15 protein-coding genes, 1 tRNA gene and 2 pseudogenes are annotated in these 15,611 nt (G+C 57.3%); 6 read left to right on the forward strand and 12 right to left on the reverse strand.

From position 1 onward, the window contains the following. Positions 1-102 precede the first annotated feature (102 nt). The 4 genes and pseudogenes from ACVWXZ_RS06665 to ACVWXZ_RS06680 form a co-directional block, all read right to left on the reverse strand. Positions 103-1,233 carry an aromatic ring-hydroxylating oxygenase subunit alpha gene (locus tag ACVWXZ_RS06665; RefSeq protein WP_041437237.1) on the reverse strand — a complete coding sequence of 377 codons (1,131 nt, stop codon included), beginning with the start codon at positions 1,231-1,233 and terminating at the stop codon, positions 103-105. Positions 1,234-1,470: 237 nt separating this feature from the next. Continuing rightward, positions 1,471-2,391: a GTPase Era gene (gene era, locus ACVWXZ_RS06670; RefSeq protein WP_414417179.1), complete on the reverse strand. Its 921-nt coding sequence runs from the start codon at positions 2,389-2,391 to the stop codon at positions 1,471-1,473. 279 nt (positions 2,392-2,670) lie between these two features. Continuing rightward, positions 2,671-2,844 (reverse strand): annotated as a pseudogene (locus tag ACVWXZ_RS06675) (TM2 domain-containing protein); the annotation flags it as partial. Between the two features lie 139 nt (positions 2,845-2,983). Next, positions 2,984-4,669 carry a SpoIID/LytB domain-containing protein gene (locus ACVWXZ_RS06680; RefSeq protein WP_457402717.1) on the reverse strand — a complete coding sequence of 562 codons (1,686 nt, stop codon included), beginning with the start codon at positions 4,667-4,669 and terminating at the stop codon, positions 2,984-2,986. Between the two features lie 138 nt (positions 4,670-4,807). Between ACVWXZ_RS06680 and ACVWXZ_RS06685 the strand changes: the two are divergent. The 4 genes and pseudogenes from ACVWXZ_RS06685 to ACVWXZ_RS06700 form a co-directional block, all read left to right on the forward strand. Continuing rightward, a pseudogene (locus tag ACVWXZ_RS06685) lies at positions 4,808-4,991 on the forward strand (hypothetical protein); the annotation flags it as partial. A gap of 10 nt (positions 4,992-5,001) precedes the next feature. Next, a complete protein-coding gene (locus tag ACVWXZ_RS06690) occupies positions 5,002-5,469 on the forward strand; it encodes a DUF1818 family protein (protein ID WP_457441482.1) in 468 nt (155 codons plus the stop codon). An 89-nt stretch (positions 5,470-5,558) separates the two neighbouring features. Next, entirely contained in the window at positions 5,559-6,323 is a 765-nt protein-coding gene (locus ACVWXZ_RS06695; RefSeq protein WP_457402713.1) for an FAD binding domain-containing protein, read from the forward strand. Positions 6,324-6,934: 611 nt separating this feature from the next. Then, positions 6,935-7,369 carry a type IV pilin protein gene (locus ACVWXZ_RS06700; RefSeq protein ID WP_457388703.1) on the forward strand — a complete coding sequence of 145 codons (435 nt, stop codon included), beginning with the start codon at positions 6,935-6,937 and terminating at the stop codon, positions 7,367-7,369. Between the two features lie 34 nt (positions 7,370-7,403). Here the strand turns inward: ACVWXZ_RS06700 and ACVWXZ_RS06705 are convergent. Beyond that, a tRNA-Arg gene (locus ACVWXZ_RS06705) sits at positions 7,404-7,477 on the reverse strand. Between the two features lie 201 nt (positions 7,478-7,678). Between ACVWXZ_RS06705 and ACVWXZ_RS06710 the strand changes: the two genes are divergently transcribed. Next, complete coding sequence (locus ACVWXZ_RS06710; protein WP_011432900.1) at positions 7,679-8,113, forward strand: hypothetical protein; 435 nt, start codon at positions 7,679-7,681, stop codon at positions 8,111-8,113. Between the two features lie 452 nt (positions 8,114-8,565). On the opposite strand, the gene nuoK is transcribed toward ACVWXZ_RS06710, so the two are convergent. From nuoK to ACVWXZ_RS06735, 5 genes are all read right to left on the reverse strand, one after another. Beyond that, positions 8,566-8,871, reverse strand: a complete 306-nt coding sequence (nuoK, locus tag ACVWXZ_RS06715; protein ID WP_041437244.1) for an NADH-quinone oxidoreductase subunit NuoK — start codon at positions 8,869-8,871, stop codon at positions 8,566-8,568. An 81-nt stretch (positions 8,872-8,952) separates the two neighbouring features. After that, positions 8,953-9,561, reverse strand: a complete 609-nt coding sequence (locus ACVWXZ_RS06720; RefSeq protein WP_414342577.1) for an NADH-quinone oxidoreductase subunit J — start codon at positions 9,559-9,561, stop codon at positions 8,953-8,955. Between the two features lie 119 nt (positions 9,562-9,680). Beyond that, positions 9,681-11,039, reverse strand: coding sequence for a TPM domain-containing protein (locus ACVWXZ_RS06725; protein WP_457402711.1), 1,359 nt, complete (start codon positions 11,037-11,039; stop codon positions 9,681-9,683). 145 nt (positions 11,040-11,184) lie between these two features. Then, complete coding sequence (locus ACVWXZ_RS06730) at positions 11,185-11,916, reverse strand: lipoyl protein ligase domain-containing protein (protein ID WP_457402709.1); 732 nt, start codon at positions 11,914-11,916, stop codon at positions 11,185-11,187. Between the two features lie 17 nt (positions 11,917-11,933). Next, positions 11,934-12,398, reverse strand: coding sequence for a YbjN domain-containing protein (locus ACVWXZ_RS06735; RefSeq protein ID WP_414328810.1), 465 nt, complete (start codon positions 12,396-12,398; stop codon positions 11,934-11,936). A gap of 221 nt (positions 12,399-12,619) precedes the next feature. On the opposite strand from ACVWXZ_RS06735, the gene ACVWXZ_RS06740 reads away from it, so the two are divergent. After that, positions 12,620-13,375, forward strand: a complete 756-nt coding sequence (locus ACVWXZ_RS06740; RefSeq protein WP_457402708.1) for a 5'-methylthioadenosine/adenosylhomocysteine nucleosidase — start codon at positions 12,620-12,622, stop codon at positions 13,373-13,375. Positions 13,376-13,445: 70 nt separating this feature from the next. On the opposite strand, the gene ACVWXZ_RS06745 is transcribed toward ACVWXZ_RS06740, so the two are convergent. Together ACVWXZ_RS06745 and ACVWXZ_RS06750 are read right to left on the reverse strand one after the other, a co-directional pair. Further along, complete coding sequence (locus ACVWXZ_RS06745) at positions 13,446-14,399, reverse strand: PspA/IM30 family protein (RefSeq protein ID WP_414421752.1); 954 nt, start codon at positions 14,397-14,399, stop codon at positions 13,446-13,448. Positions 14,400-14,728: 329 nt separating this feature from the next. Continuing rightward, the gene (locus ACVWXZ_RS06750; RefSeq protein WP_457482312.1) at positions 14,729-15,547 is read right to left on the reverse strand and encodes a hypothetical protein; all 819 of its coding nucleotides are present in this window, start codon (positions 15,545-15,547) and stop codon (positions 14,729-14,731) included. Between the last annotated feature and the right edge of the window lie 64 nt (positions 15,548-15,611).

Raw genomic sequence — 15,611 nt, forward strand, 5'->3', positions numbered from 1 at the left:
CTTCTGCCATTTGTTTTCATCTAAAAAAACCAACTTCATCCTCTTTCCTCTATAAATTATTCTCTCTATCCTAACATAAGATCAACACGACCTAACACTTTTTTAGCAGCTTTGTTCTTCCAACTCCTGCATCTGCCGGCGGTATTCCCGCCCAAAGGCTTGCAGCAACCCTTCTGCATGGGAAAGAGGCCCTGCTTCATAGGCACGGGATCCCACCCCTTGCTGGGTGAGCTCGCACAGGTGCCAATCCTGTCGATTGGTGCGATCCCACAATTCCACCACCTCGCTGGGATCAAAACCATCCAGCGCCAAGGTCTCCGGCTCAAACAGCCAATCGCAGACAACCCGCGTCCGGTCGGATCCCTGGGGCCACAGAGTGTGGGTCATGACATAGTCCGGCTGCAGGCTCAAGAATAGATTGGGCATAAGGGTGTAGTAGTAGGCCCGCCGTTGGTTCTCGCCTCGCACGGTGGAGATCAGGGGCAAGCTGCGTTGGCCACTCATGTTTAGGCTGGTCACATCTGGATTGAGCAACATGTAGCCGCCCAAAAAGGGGCCTTCCATCAGGTCGTTGCGACCGCTGCGAGCCGGCGAAAGACGGGCCAATTCCGGGTGAATGAGGGGGCAGTGGTAGCACTCAGAGTAGTTTTCAAACAGCAATTTCCAGTTGGCCTGAACGTTGTATTCAATACGATGACCTCGCCGCAGAGCGGACAGGTTCCACTCTCGGAAACGACCTTGCAATGGGGCAAAAACCTCATCGAAGGGCTGAGGATTGCGGCTGAGGTTGACCCAGACGAAGCCTTCCCATTCTGCCAAGGCAGCGGAGTGGAGGGGATAATCTTCACGGCGAAAGTCTTCCACCTCGTGCATCTGGGGAGCCGCCAACAATTGTCCATCCAGCCCATAGCGCCAGGCGTGGTAGGGGCAAGGGATCCCATCGGCAAAATGGCCTTGGAGCTCGCTGCAGAGTCGGGTTCCTCGATGGCGACAGTGGTTGAAGAAGGCATGGGCTTGCCCCTTGGGATCCCGTACCAGGATCAGGCTTTCCCTGAGCACCTGCACCTGCAAAAAGTCTCCAGGTTGGGCCAGATCGGCACTGCGCCCCACGCAGAACCACTGCCGATAAAAAATCCGCTCGATCTCCGCCTCAAAACGGCTGGAGGAGACGTAGTAGTGGCCCGGCAGGGTGCGGGCGCCGGGTTGAACAGTAGCGGGATAGAAAGCGGTCATGGGGCAAAGCAGCGATAAGAAAAACTGCTGTGGGACTCCAGAGGCTTTGCTATCCAAGCTAACGCAGGGATCCCATCCGGCATCTATTCCAAGCAGATCCAAGGCATTTTTAAGGCATTTTTGCAGCATTCCCCCCAGGCACGCCGTGCTGCTCGCGCAAATACCCCAGTCTCCTACCCACAAGGGGAGAGGGGGGCATAAGAACTCCGTCCTGCTGACGCAAATGGCTTATTCCCGCTAGGGGGACGTAGCGCTGTAGCCCAAGTCGCGCAGAAGGTGCTCAGAGCGCCGCCAGTGGGGCCGCACCTTGACAAACAGCTCCAGGTACACCTTGCCCAGGATCAGCTTTTGAATCTGCAGGCGGGCTGCCTGGCCGATCTGCTTGAGCCTTTCCCCTCCTTTGCCAATGAGGATCCCCTTTTGCGAGTCCCGCTCTACATAGAGGGTGGCCAAGATGCGGGTGACGTTGGGGGTTTCTTCCACCTGGTCGATGGTCACGGCCACGGAATGGGGCACTTCCTCGCGGGTCTGCAGCAGCACCTGTTCTCGGATCAGCTCCGCCATGATGAACCGCTCCGGCTGATCCGTCACCAGATCCGGCGGGTAGTAGTAGGGGCCGGTGGGCAGCAGATCGATGGTGGCTTGGATCAGGGGTGTCAAACTGCTGGGATCCAAGGCAGACACCCAAACGACAGGAGCGCCGGGGCGCAGGGCTTGGTAGCTCTCTTGGTGAGCTTGGCGCACGGCAGCATCCCGAGGAAGCAGATCCGCTTTGTTGCAGACGATCAGGCAGGGGGAAGCAGCAGGGATCCGCTCGGCAATAAAAGCATCCCCGCGTCCTGCCGGCACCGATCCATCCACCACGAAGAGGATCACGTCCACAGCGGCAATGGCTGCCTGGGCGTTGTGTACCAAGATTTCCCCCAGGCGGTGGTGGGGTTTGTGGATGCCAGGGGTATCCACCCAGATGATCTGGGCTTGGGGTAGGGAGAGGATCCCCTGTAGGCGGTTGCGGGTGGTCTGGGCCACGGGAGAGGTGATGGCAATCTTTTGTCCCACCAGGGCGTTGAGTAGGGTGGACTTGCCCACATTGGGCCGCCCGATCAGCCCCACAAACCCCGACTTAAACCCTGGCGGGGCAGCCGGGATCGCAGACAGTTCCCCACTGCTGACACGACCGGGCGCCGATTCCCCTTCTGCTGCAGCAGCGGAGGACTCTGTCCCGCCGTCGCCAATGGATCCCTGTCCCTCAGGGGAGGGATCCCTCCCGTCTGGAGGAGAGTGGGAAGATCCGGCGCTCTGCTCTCGTAGCTCTTCTAAAGGCTCTGTCCCGCTGTCGCGAGAGGAAGCTGGGGATGGGGAGGGTCGGGATCCCTGCAGGACGGCCAGCTTGAAGTTGTAGTTCTCCACCATGCCTGGGATCAAAAACAGGTCAATCAACTGCCCAATGCCCAACAGGCCAAAGGTGAACAGCCAGAGAACGCCTGTGCCGGTCTTGCCCAGGTAGAGGCGATGGACGCCACAGATCCCGAAGATGCCCAACGCCCAGAGGATATAGGCAGTACCGACAGACTTGGGTTCAGCGGGGGGCAGCAGGTAGCGAGAACTCATGGGGATTTGACGAGATAACTTTGAGCGGGTACTCCAAGTCTAAGTCTGTCATCTCCTGGCCTGGACGGGCAGAAGAGAACCGGCGTGATCTCTGCAAGCAAGCTGGGATCCCTTCACGGCCATAACTTTCACCCAACCTCTAGCGGATAGAGTAGGCTGCTGAGGCGGCAGGCAACTGCAAGGATAGGGATCCCAGCGGGGCCAAGGTGGTGCCGGGGTAGTAAAAAGCGAGGATTTGCGCCGCGTTAAACCCCTGCCGAGCCAGGGTATAGGAGCCGTACTGGCTCAAGCCCACCCCATGGCCGAAGCCGCCACCGATGAAGCGATAGCCTGCCAATCGCTCCCCTTGTTTCAGAGGCTCTATCCGAAACAGGGTGCTGTACAGGCGAGGAAAAGCCAAGCGTACCTGATCCTTGCGCAAAAGAATCGAGCGGATCCCTTCTGCCGTCTGCAAGTCCAATTGCATCACCTGCACCCGGCCACTGGCGGAGCGCTCCAGGATCTGCATCCCCGCGATGCTGCTCCAGGTGGGCATCGGGATCCCTAGGTAGTCTTGGCCGGCGCGCAACTGGGTGTTCAGCTCCTCCAGAGATAGGGAGAACTCCCAGCGGAATAGGCGGGATACCCCTGCTTCGTTGAAGCCCTCTCGTTGGGCCAAAAACGCCTGGAAGCTGCTCTCCTGCCGCAAATCCAGGGGCTTACCCGGTTGATGGGCAATATCCGCTTGCGGGCGTAGGTAGGGGCGCGGATCCCCGTCCCAAACATCTTCAAAGGCCGCCGAGATGCCGCCATTGGTAGAGGAATAGACAGCATCCACCAGCTCGCCATTGTAGGTGAGCACCAGGCCGCTGGTCTGGCGAATGGCTTCGTCTGCCCGTGGGTGAGTTCCGGTCAATCCCTTGTAAACCTGGCAATGGGTATTGGCGCAGAGCTGATAATCGTCAACCTGAAAGCGGTGGAGGTTCTTGAGGGCGTAGGTGCGCGCCAAAATCGCCTGGGCGGCCATCGCGGCAAAAGGGGCCCCTGGCCCCACCTCGTGGGGAACTACCCCCCGCAAATAGGTTTCCAGAGGCACGGCATTGACCACAGTGTAGCTGCCGTAGGCATTGGGCTGAAAGGTGATGGATCCGGCATAGTAGTGGTCGTTCACCCGTAGATAGCCGGCATCAGAGGTCACCCTGAGGCGGGTGCGGTGGTAGCGAAAGTGTTCATGAACCCAGCTCAGCTCCGCCCGTTCGCGTCGCTCCTGCACCTCGAGCCGCACATGGGGGATCCCTTCTTTCTGGGCATACTGCTGAATCTGGGCCAGTTGTTGCGGGGTGTAGGCGCGGTTGGCCCACACCTGCCATTCTTGCGGCTGGGCGATCTCGGTGCTGATGCCCAGAGACTGCCAATGGTTGGCATTGGCCTCGGCACTCTCAAAGCTTTTGTGGCTGCTGAGGATTAGACGGTATACGGTTTCCGGGGTGGTCAGGGCGCGATTGACAATGCCGATGCTGACCCGAGGCGTTCGCTGGGTCTGGGTGCTGCCGTCTGCTTGAGGGAATTCCAGGGTGAGAAGGGATCCCGTCGGCGCCGCCAGCTCCACTTGATCCGTCTCAGAACGGCCAAAGCGTTGCAAAATGCCTATATGCAGGATTGGGTTTTCGGGGGTGGCTGCCGTGGCCAAGGTCTCTTCACGAACTCCGGTTGCGTCGGCGGCATGGAGCGCTAAGGCCGCCAGCAACAGGCCCAAGCCGGAAATGAGGGTGCTCTGTTTGCGCCAGCGGGACGGAGCCCCTAAAAACCGACGGGGTTTGGCAGTGAGAGCCTGACAACTGGCCATGGCCGCTTTATCCTAAAACACACCCTGTCGATTTTACCCCCATCTTTTTTGGCCTACCTGCAGCGGTTGCGTTAGCGGTGGGGAGCATGACTCTAGTCAATAATAAGCTCAACTATACTGAAAATAATGTATAATATGTTCAGTACGGATTACTACCAGTTGATCTTTCTGTTTACTTTCGAGTCTGCCAACATGGTAGCCAAAGCAAAGCAGAAAATTGGTAGTAAGACGACACGGAAACTGCGCTTTGGGTATTCTACTCAAAGCTTTGCGGGATACCGCCATTCTGGTTGGAAACAAACAGAATGCTATCGCTGCATAGTTGAACAGTGATGTTCAGCAGTGTTCAGCGTAAATGTATCAGCACCATGGATGCTTTTCCTCGCATGTCTGTTCCCGACGACGGGTTCCCAATCGCCACGGCGGGACGCCGCCCCTCTTTGCACAAGGGATCCGGCTGGAGGCTGGGCTGGGATCCCACCCGTTCCCCTTTTGTTGCGCTGGTGGGGGGAGAAGCCTGGGCGCTGGAGCTCACTCAGGAGGAGTGGCAAGCGTTTGTGCAGGGGGTGCAGCGCCTGCAGCAGGATATGGAGGCCATCGCCTCCCAACTGATGGCGGAGGAGAGCATTACGCTGGAGCAGACTTGCCCTGCTTTGACGTTGATTGCCAGCGGCAGCGCCACCGCCTGGGGCCTCTACGTGCAATTGCATCAAGGCCGGCGCGGAGAAGGTTTTTGGCCTGCTGATGTTGTCCCTGAGCTATGCCAGGCCCTCGCCCAATGCTTTCAGGAAGCTCTCTAGCCCCCTGAAGCCTGCAGTCTGGATCCCTGCCCAGGGTTTTTGGGGCGAAGCTACAACCCCTTGATTCCCTTCAGCGCCTGAGAGAACCGATGGATCTGCACCATCTGCACACCTACATTCGTCCCCAACAGCTTGAGGACTTGACCGCATGGGATCCCGGCTGGAACTGGCTGGCCGGGGGGACTTGGCTCTTCTCACAGCCGCAACCCCACCTGCGGGGACTGATCGATTTGCATCCTCTGGACTGGAACGAGCTGGAAATCAGTGCAGAAGGGTTAAAACTGGGGGCAACCTGTACCTTCCAGCAACTGTTGCAATACGATTGGCCACCCCATTGGCCAGGGATCCGCGCCCTGTGCGAGGGAATGGCGTCTTTGGCCTCTTTTAAGGTGGCCCACTTGGCAACGATAGGGGGAAATCTCTGCCTGGCCCTGAGTGTCGGTGTCGTAGCACCCGTGTTGATCGCCCTTGAGGCCACCTACACGCTGATCGATCTGCAGGGATCCCTGCGCCACATCCCCGCTCAGGACTTTCAAACCGGCCCCCAACAAACTCTGCTGCAGCCGGGGGAAGCCTTGCGATTGGATCCCGGCCCAACGCCTGCGCAGCCCCAGCACCTTTCAGCGGCTCGGCATCACCCAAACGGATCCCGCCTTGGTGATCGTTGCCGGATCGCGCGATCCCGACTCAGGCGATTATCGCTTCGGACTCAATGCTGCCCTTTCACCCCCACAACTGATCCAGATGGGATCCCGGCCCGATCCAGAACATCTTCCCCAACTTTTGGCAGAGCAAGCCCACGGCTGGATCGCGGATTTTCGGGCCAGCGCCCTTTACCGCCAACGCATGAGTGAGGTATTGATTCGCCGCTGTATAGACATCTTGGGCTAATCGGGGTATTGCCCCATCCCAACAGGGGGCTGAGAACAACGTACTCATCCTGCCAAAGCTCCCGCCGCTCTGAAAGTAAAGGTTTTAGGCGTGGGTCAGTGCCCCGGTTTGAATCGAAATGACCATAAGTCTGACATTCCCGTCCATAGGATTGAGATAGCCACAGGCAAAAATTCATCTGTTGCTGTTCCAAAAATGGGTAACACATAAAAAGTTTGGGGCAGTAGCAACTGGCAGTGTCACCCCATAGACAGCCGCGAAAACAGTTCACAGTGAACTCAGATTTATCTGGCCTTAAAACTTGAAGCCAGTTTACAAAAAATTTACCTACAGTTGATATCCAGTGGGGTTTTGGATTCAGGAGTTCACATGATTTGATGAGGAAAGTTTTGGGTCTGCGAAGGGTAACCTGAGACCAAGAAAAGGCTTGAATACCAGGGCAAGATCCTTCGGGTTTAGCCGGGTGCCTGATTTCTCCCAAAGTGGGGCTGAGGCTGTCATGAATCGGTTTTCCCTTCATGAAGTCTATCTCAGGAGAATCCTTTTCCGTCTGGCCACTGCGGCTCCTCGTGGCATGACATTGATCGAGTTGCTGGTGGTCATTGTGATTGTCGGTACTCTCTGCGCGGTGGCCATTCCCAACCTGCTTAACCACATTCGCCGTTCCAGAGTTGCTGAAGCCCAAACAGCTTTGGCGACCATTGGCCGCGCTTCAGAAATCTTCCGCATGGATTTTACGGTTTATCCTTCCAGCTACGCCGATATTCAATTCGGAGGGATCCAAGGGGATCGTTATCTGCAAGATCCCTGGCAAGCCCCCAACTATCGTCTCCCCGAAGTTGTTCCTCCCACTCCTGGCCCAGCTGGCATGCGTTGGATGACGGAGTCTCACACCTACACAGCTGCTGGTGGGAATCCCCTGCGCTGTGACATCGGCCTTGGGGATCGCCAGCAAGAGGTTTTGGTCTCCGGCTACAACCTACACAACTCCTGCAACCTCTATCGTTGACCTGCCCAGGCAGGAGTCTGGCGGCTTGAGGAAGCGGGACTGGGCGGACTTGAACCGCCGACCTAGCGCTTAGGAGGCGCTTGCTCTATCCATCTGAGCTACAGCCCCTTGTCGAACATCCTACTGCTCTTAGCCCCCATCTCAGATTACAGCCCTTTTGCAGATGAGGTGATACCCGACCAGTTCTCATCATGCCCCAACTGGGTCTGGCGTTATCGGTTGTGTTGTTGACATTGACCTGCTAGACATCTTCTGTGATGCTAAGAAGTGTTAAGCTAAGGACTTGGATCCCAAACCGAGGTCAGCCCTATGGAATCCCTTTCTGATCCCTTCGTCAATCCCCCCATTTACTCTGCCATCGCCTTATTCAGCTTTTTTGCTGTTATCTTTGGCATCATTTTCAAGGACAATTTGGAATACCAGGTGGCCCTTTGGCAGCTCAACCGGGATAGCCAAGCGCAAATTCGCTACCGCACTCCTGGGGTGATCCTCACCTACAGTCTCTGCTGCCTGTTTACCTCTGGGTTTGTGGCCGCGTGTCTGAACGTGTTTGGCCTGTCTATGGCCTTGGCCGCCTGCGTCGGTGGGATCCTAGTGTTGAGCACGGCAGGCTTGGTGTGGTGGCAGTTGGGATCCCTGATGGCTCTGTTGGCTGCCGGTGGATCCCAGGCCATCGATATTGACTCTTACGGAGCAGGGGCCATTTTGGATTCTGAGGCGGCAGCACCCCCCGAGGGAGAATAGGATCTTGGAGTAGTCTTACCCCATGCCCTGGTCTAGCTGGATCAGCTGGATCCAGAAGAGCGTGCCTACAGAGTAGAGAAAGCTTAAGAAGTTTCTGGCCAACTTGTTAAAACGAGAGAACAAGTGCCAGCTCAGCTTTTGAAAAACGCCTCTTTCTGTAAAAAATTACAAATTATAGTCATTCCAAACTAGACTGGGACACTCCCCAAGCGTTCCGCCTCGCCTCCGTGACCGCTCCCAGAGGAGAGGGGAGCTAGAAAGCAATACAACGGAAATGTTTCATCCCTGTTTAAAATGACTATACTGGTTACAATCTCTCGCCACCCTCCTATTTTTCCCAGAAAAAATTACCACTTGACCCCTCTATCCTTTTCCTTTACTTAGGCATTCTGGCTTCACTTGACTTCAGCTTGCTAGCCTTGCCTTGATGCAAAATAAGCAACGGAAAAAGGCTACCACTTAAGCAAGTTGAAGCTCTCCATATCGATAGTGGCGCGGTTGCGGTAGATCCCCAACACGATGGCCAAGCCCACTGCGGCCTCGGCAGCCGCCACAGTGATGACAAACACCGAGAACACCTGGCCGCGAATCATCGCTGAATCGACAAAGTTGGAGAAAGCCATGAAGTTCAGGTTCACCGCATTGAGCATCAGCTCAATCGACATCAGCACGCGAATCGCATTGCGGCTGACGATCAGGCCGTAGATGCCAATACAAAAAAGAACCGCTGCCACCACCAAGAAAAACTGCAGTTGCAACATCGCGATGAGCTCCATGTAGATACACAATGACAGGGGCCTCGGGAAAGCTCTAGGTTTTATGGCCGAGAGCAGTCAGCTTTAGCGGGTGCTCACCAGCTCTGCTTGCCGTTCCGACTCCGATTCAAGCTGGGGTCGGGCCCGCTCCAGCAAGCTCAGATCCCCTTCTCCGGCTTGGGGAATGACAAACTCTCGACGCGCCAGCACAATAGCACCGATCAGAGCCATCAACAGCAGGATAGAGGCCAGCTCGAAAGGCAACAGATACTCCCTGAAGAAATGCCCACCCATCACCAAAACACTGCTCATGGGTTGGATTGGCTCTAACTGCCAGGGGGTATTCAGGGCCATCGCCGTCAGAAGGGCAAACAACCCCAAGCACACGACTGCCGTCACTCCGTTGCGCAGCCAGCCCAGCTTCAGGGGGGCAAAGGTGTAGCGCCGATTCACCAACATGATGGCAAACAGGATCAACACATTAACCGCGCCGACGTAGATCAGAACTTGGGCTGCGGCCACAAAATCGGCATTCAAGAGGAGATACAACCCGGCCATGCTCAGGAAAACGCCCCCGAGCAGAAAACCGGAATAGACAATGCTGGGGGCCCAAACCACGCCTAGCGCGAAGCCAATGGCCATCGCCGATAGCACCACAAACGTAACCAGTTGTACGCCTTCTCCGAGGGTCATGAGAGATCCGTCCTTAGCCAGTTTCTATTGCTGCTCCCTTACCACTGTACTGTCCTGGCGGATTTAAGAGAAGCCCGACTCCTTTTTCAGATCGATAGAGAAATCTCTAGAGTTGGGTCTCACCAACTGCCGCCCGCTCCGCCACCTCCGCTGCTGCCGCCACCGAAGTCTGAATCTCTGCTGCTATCGTTTGTGTGCCAATCGCTTGTGTCGCGATCGCTTGTGTGGCTGAGCTCGGGGATGACCACCTCTCGCTCAGTGCGGTAGGAGCACAAAGGGCAGCTAAAGATTTCCCGCTTCAAACCGCTCTGGGAATAGGTAGCCTCCACAAGGATCTCCGTGGAGAGATCCAAAGTGAGGGCTTGGCACCGAGGGCAGTAAAGGTGTCGGGAGAGCGTGCCTTCGCGCACAACCACAGCTATTCCTTGACAGGTAGGACAAAACCAGCCGTAGTAGCGAGCTCTGCCGCGGCTCCTGGCCAGGCGATGCTCTTGGGGAAGGTACTTATCCAGAAGCTGGGGCTGGATGAGTCGCATGGGTCGACCACAGGCTTGACAGACCACTGGCTGAAAAGGGATCCCACGCTTCCGGCCCAAGGTGCCGTCAGTGGCCATAGCAGCCACAACCGGCAGAGCGAACCCCAGCCAGTTGCCGCTGGACAATCCTAGGAACACGCCAAGGCAGAGGGATCCCGAATAGAGGAAGAGACGAATGGGGTCGCTCTGAACCGAAGAGAGCACAGCACCTGTTCTTGGATCTCTGCGTGTCAGGGAGAGGACTTGTCTTCCCCCTCGCTCAGCCCTTAGAGAGACGGGCATGCGAGAGCGCTGCCACCCCAGTCCCAAAATGATGATCCCCAGCAGCAGCAGGATCCCTTCCACCAGGGAAGAATCAATGCCCTGGGCCACTGCCCCAGAAGAAGTTGCAATCGTTGAGGTGGTAACTCCAGAAGCTGCCGCAGGAACATTTGCAACGGGCTGGCCCTGCAACACCGAGGTCAACTGCCGCACCCCCGCCAGAGTGCCGCCATCAAAATCCCCATTGCGAAACCGAGGCAGGATCTGCTGGTCGATAATCTGCTGGACTCGGCTGTCGGGGAGGATAGCGACCAGGCCCCTGCCCGTTTCGATTTCCACCCGCCGATCCCCTACCGAGATGAGAAACAAAACCCCGTTGTTTTGGCCTGCCTTGCCGATCCCCCAGTAGTTAAATAGCTGCGTGGTGAAGTCTTTTGGTGTTGCATATCCCTGAGTATTCGGCACGGTAACCACTGCCATCTCGGCACTGGTGCGCTGCTCAAGCTGAGTGATAAGACGGTTGAGCTCGTTTTCGGTGCTGCTGCTGAGGATGTTGGCGGTATCGGAAACCCACCCTCCATACTGACGGCGGGGGTTGGGCACTTGTTCAAGGGTAATGGCCCAAGCGGGCTGCGGCAGCAGGGATACAACTAGCAAAACTGCCGCCCAAACTTTCGGCATGGCTTACCTGGCTGAGCGCTGCCTAGGTTCTAGCACAGCTGTCTCGGCTAGACTGGCAGTCCTTTTCCCAGGGAGAGAGGGGAGTTGGGGAACGGTTGAGACAAGCCGCTTCTTGTTGCTAGTAATTGTTAACAGCAACCGGCCCTCAGTCCGGCCAAGGGAGCCAGGCTTCTTCTTGCCATTCCACTTCAAAGCACTCCCGGGCGGCCTGGAGAAAATGTTCGATCAAAGCAGGGATCCCTGGCGCCGTGGGGCAAATGTCGTAGATACCAATCACCTGCGAGCCGGGCAGATACCGTTCCCACAGCTCTAGATTGGGTTGCAATAGGAGGGATCCCTGTTGCAGGATCCCCCAAGGTTGCCACAGTTGGGCGTTGCCCATCAGCTTTTTGCCCTGCCAGCTCAAGTCAGCACGGGTACGGGAGGCAAAGCAACTGGTCTTGTTGCGGTAGCCGGGATCTTGGTGGCCTTGGCCGCGAGCAAAAGCAGGCCCATCTATGGCAATACCCAGCTCCGCCAACCCCTGCACCCAAAAGCGGCAGCAGAAGTCGTACACCCAGGCCCGCTGCAAACTGGGCAACCTGGCTTGCAAGTAAGAAAGGGGCAACACCAAGCTGTAGGTCAGCTCTGCTGCATCCTCAGCCGCCTGATGGAGCACCGCCCTTCCCCCCGTGGGTCGGCGCACAATCGGGATCCCTGGCAGGGGATCTGGCCAAACCTGGTGCCGCCCCAGCGAGAGGGTGAGCCGATCCCAGCCATAAAAGCGCAGGCAGGGGTGAGGGTCATGGCGCAGCCGCTGCAGAAGCCAGGCATCCTGCTCCATTTGCCGGGCCCCAGAGGCCACGCGGTAGGGGAGCCAGTATCCCTGGGATCCCATCCCGGCAAAGCCAGACCCTAAACTTTGGGAAACTCGGCCTGGAGGGGCTCATCGTATTCATCGGCCAAGCTGGCCACAATGGTGATGGCCCGGGAAATTTCGCCCGCTGTGATCCCTTCCAAGGTGCGGTAGTGGTTCAGCACCACCTGGTTGTTCCAGATGCAAAAGCGCGCCTCTAGGGTGTCGCTCCAATTCTTCTCCAGGAGCTTCTGCATCAGCTTGGCCGGTTCTGCCACCGGCAGAGAGAGAACGGGAGACCATACCAAAAGAGTGTCTTCTGGCGATTCGCCGCTCAGATGGACGAACACTTCTGCCGTGCCGTAGGTGAATTTCCAGGTGTGACCTTGCTCATGGTTTTCGTAGGCCGCATCCTCTTTGAGGCTGGAAACCACCGCCGAGACAACCTCAACGCAGCGAAGGGGCTCTGGAAAAACCTCTGGCGAAGGGTTAAAGGTGCTCATGAGCGGCTCACTGTAAACCATGATCTTTCCCCTATTCCCTATCCAACCACCTCAACTATACCGCTATACCGCCTAAGACTCCGACCTATCCGGTCATCGCTTTGGGATCCTCAACTCAGGCGAGAATGAAACCGTTGGCAATGGTTCACTAAGTGGCCGGACAGGTGAGGGCAAGCGATCCCCCCCGCCAACTGGAGAGAGAGCCTGTTCAAAAGTCTTTCGAAGAACCTGAGGGAAGCTCTATGGAATCTCCATCTCATCTCCCCCAGAAAGCCATTGGTATTCTTGGAGCCCTGCCCGAGGAAGTGGCCATGCTCACCGCAGCAATGGAAACCTGCTCCATCCATACCCATCTGGGGCGACAGTTCCACCAGGGATCCCTGTCGGGGCAACCGGTGGTGGTGGTACAAGGTGGGGTGGGCAAGGTGCGGGCGGCAACCACAGCGGCTTTGTTGGTGGCCCATTTCCCTTTGCAGGGGATCATTTTTACCGGTGTGGCCGGGGCCTTGGCCGATCACCTGCACATGGGAGATGTGGTGCTGGCCCATGCGGCGATCGAGCACGACTTTGGCACCGGACGACCCGAGGGCTTTGTCTTGGGGATCGACTTTATCCCAGAGCTGCGCCACCCACTGGCCGAGGCCGATAGCGCCCTCTACGACCTGATTGTGGCCCATCCCGAGCGGATCCCTCTCCACCCCCTACAAGGCCGGGATCCCGTCATTCATCAAGGCTTGGTGGCCACCGGCGATGTGTTTGTGGCCGACGCAGACCTACGCCGACAAATCCGAGAACGCACCGGCGCTTTGGTGGTGGAGATGGAGGGGGCAGCCGTGGTGCGAGTAGCGCAAGAAGCCGGGATCCCTTGTTTGCTGGTGCGCTCGGTTAGCGATGCAGGGGACGATACGGATTTCTTGAGCTTTTTTCAAACAGCAGCGCTCAACTCAGCAGCAGTTGTCCGCACCATCCTGCAAAACCTGCCCCCCTCCTTGCCTTAGCCCAAGTGCGCAGATCCCCTCCTCTAGCGCAAAAGACGCAAAAGAGGAGTTGGGCATGGTTGCGTTCGCGTCAGTTGTTCATCTCCCGCTCCAGCTTGGCCATCGAGATCTGGCTTTCCAGGCGGGAAATGCCTTCGCGAAGGGTTGCCACCTGTGCTTCAACTTCATCCAAAGATTTGCGAACCGCTTCTGCTGCGCTCATGTGCTGGTTGCGCCGGACCAAAGCCTCGCGGGCAAGGTCATCTTGGTTCTGTTGGCTGGCTTTCTCAGCTCTGACAAACCAATCTTCGGCCTTTTGCAAAATTTCGTCGTACCGCCGTTCCAGTTGCTTGCGACTGGCCAGGGTTGTGGTGAGGCTGCGCTGCAATTGTTTCAGATCCCGCTCCATCTGCCGGATGCTCACCCTCTGTCGGCTGGGCTTTCTCCACAGCACCTTGCTCAGACCCACCATCACCACCGCAGTAGCAATCCCCACACCCGCAGCCGCCGCCGGATTTTCACGAATCAAAGAACCATCCAAAACATTGACCCCCGCAAAGGCCGAGGTTTGCGTGGCCGTCTCCCGAAACTCCCAAGGCATCACCGGATTGCGTTGCTGCCAGAAGCCTAACCGCGCCGCTTGGGCCGCCTCTTGGGCTTCTAGGTAGCGTTGCCGATTGGCCCCGTGCAAAAAGCGCTCGTAAACCACCGCCTGACCCTGGCGCAACATCTCCAAATTCACCAAACCATCGGCGTTGTACACCTGGGCAATGTGAAGCCCTTCCGGTGTGACATAGAGGGTATCCACCTGCACCAGGGATCCCGTCGGGAGCAAGTTTTGCAAAGCCTCTTGGGATAGCTTCCCCCAGCGCCCTTGGGTTAGCTCCGGCGCATCCACGTAGGCCAGACGGAAACGGGTTGGCCTGCCGTTCAAGTCCGCCCAGAAGGTATCCCCATCTACCACCGACCGCACCCGTGCCGTCCCGGAAGATTGTGCTGCCGCTGGAAGAACAAGCCAACTGCCCGAAAGGACAGCCACAGTCATCAGAAGGGAAGTTCTTGAGGTCATGGGGGTCACTCCTATTGTGCAGAACAAGAACAAAAGTTAAGAAATAATAAGATAGAGAAGTTTGGGGGAACAAACCGGAATCCCAGAGCGTCCTTGGGGATTGCCGTGAGGCTGGCTGCTGCTCTTCCCTGGCAAAGGCAACAGAGCCAGCTGCTCCCTACGTCGGAAAAGCGAACCTCTCCCACGAAAAGCTGCGGCTCTCGAAGAGTCGGCTCGTGGGGTCGGCTTAATTTGGGTTAGAGTTTAGCTCACCTTTTGGGGCAACGTCACAGCCCTAAGGCGCAATCTTTGTCCCCCGGATCAAATCACAGGCGCAAGCGATAGGGTTCTTCGTCGGGGAAGTCGGGCAGAGGAGGGGGCAGGATCTCGATCTCCCCCGTAGGCAGCGTTTGCAGCACGGTACCCAACTGGACCAGTTGTTCCAAGACAAACAGGCGGGTATCCCGGTCGGTGGTGGAGTTATACACGCTCAGCCAAACATCGAATTGGGAACGGCGGCTGAGAGGACTGCGGGCGATGTTATCTCCTAGTTGACGAAATTCATCTCCAGGCAGGCCCACCTGCTCTCGCCAGGCAGCAGCTTGGTAGTAGTCATTGCGGCCCGCTTCCGCATCCCCCAGAAACATAAAGTTAAGTAGGGCGCGATCCACATAAAGTCGCCAGGCGTCAGGGTTGTTTTGGGGGTTGAACTGCTGCAGGCCGCGATCCAAAATCTCGACGGCTTTTTCCGGCTGGCCGGCCCGATAGGCCAACACCAAACTGGAGAGCCGGTAGCCCAAGAAGAAACGGGGATCCAGCCGCAGCATGTGATCGAAGTAGTCGTAGGCCAGGCCATAGCCAGTCTGGGTGCGAGCCGGTGCATCCCCGTAGTACTGGATCAGCTCCAGCCACAGCCAGGAAGCCCCCAAGTTACGGTAGCCCAGCCACCCCAGCGTATTGGCCAGGGCAATGTTGCGGTTTTTGCGGGCCTCGGCATTTTCCAATTCTCCCAGATTGATCCGCTCCAGCATCGGCAACTGCAGCCGCACCACCAGGATCCCACACAGAAACGCCCCCCCAACGGCGGCCAGAGTGCCTGCCAGGGAGAAGCGAGAGCGACGACGGGGCAAGGAAGCAGCAGTCATGGCAAGTTTTTTGCGGATCCCTGAGGCTGTCGCGACCAGGGCTACACTCAATCATAAATTGAAC

This window comes from Thermostichus sp. MS-CIW-38 (genome assembly GCF_054058415.1).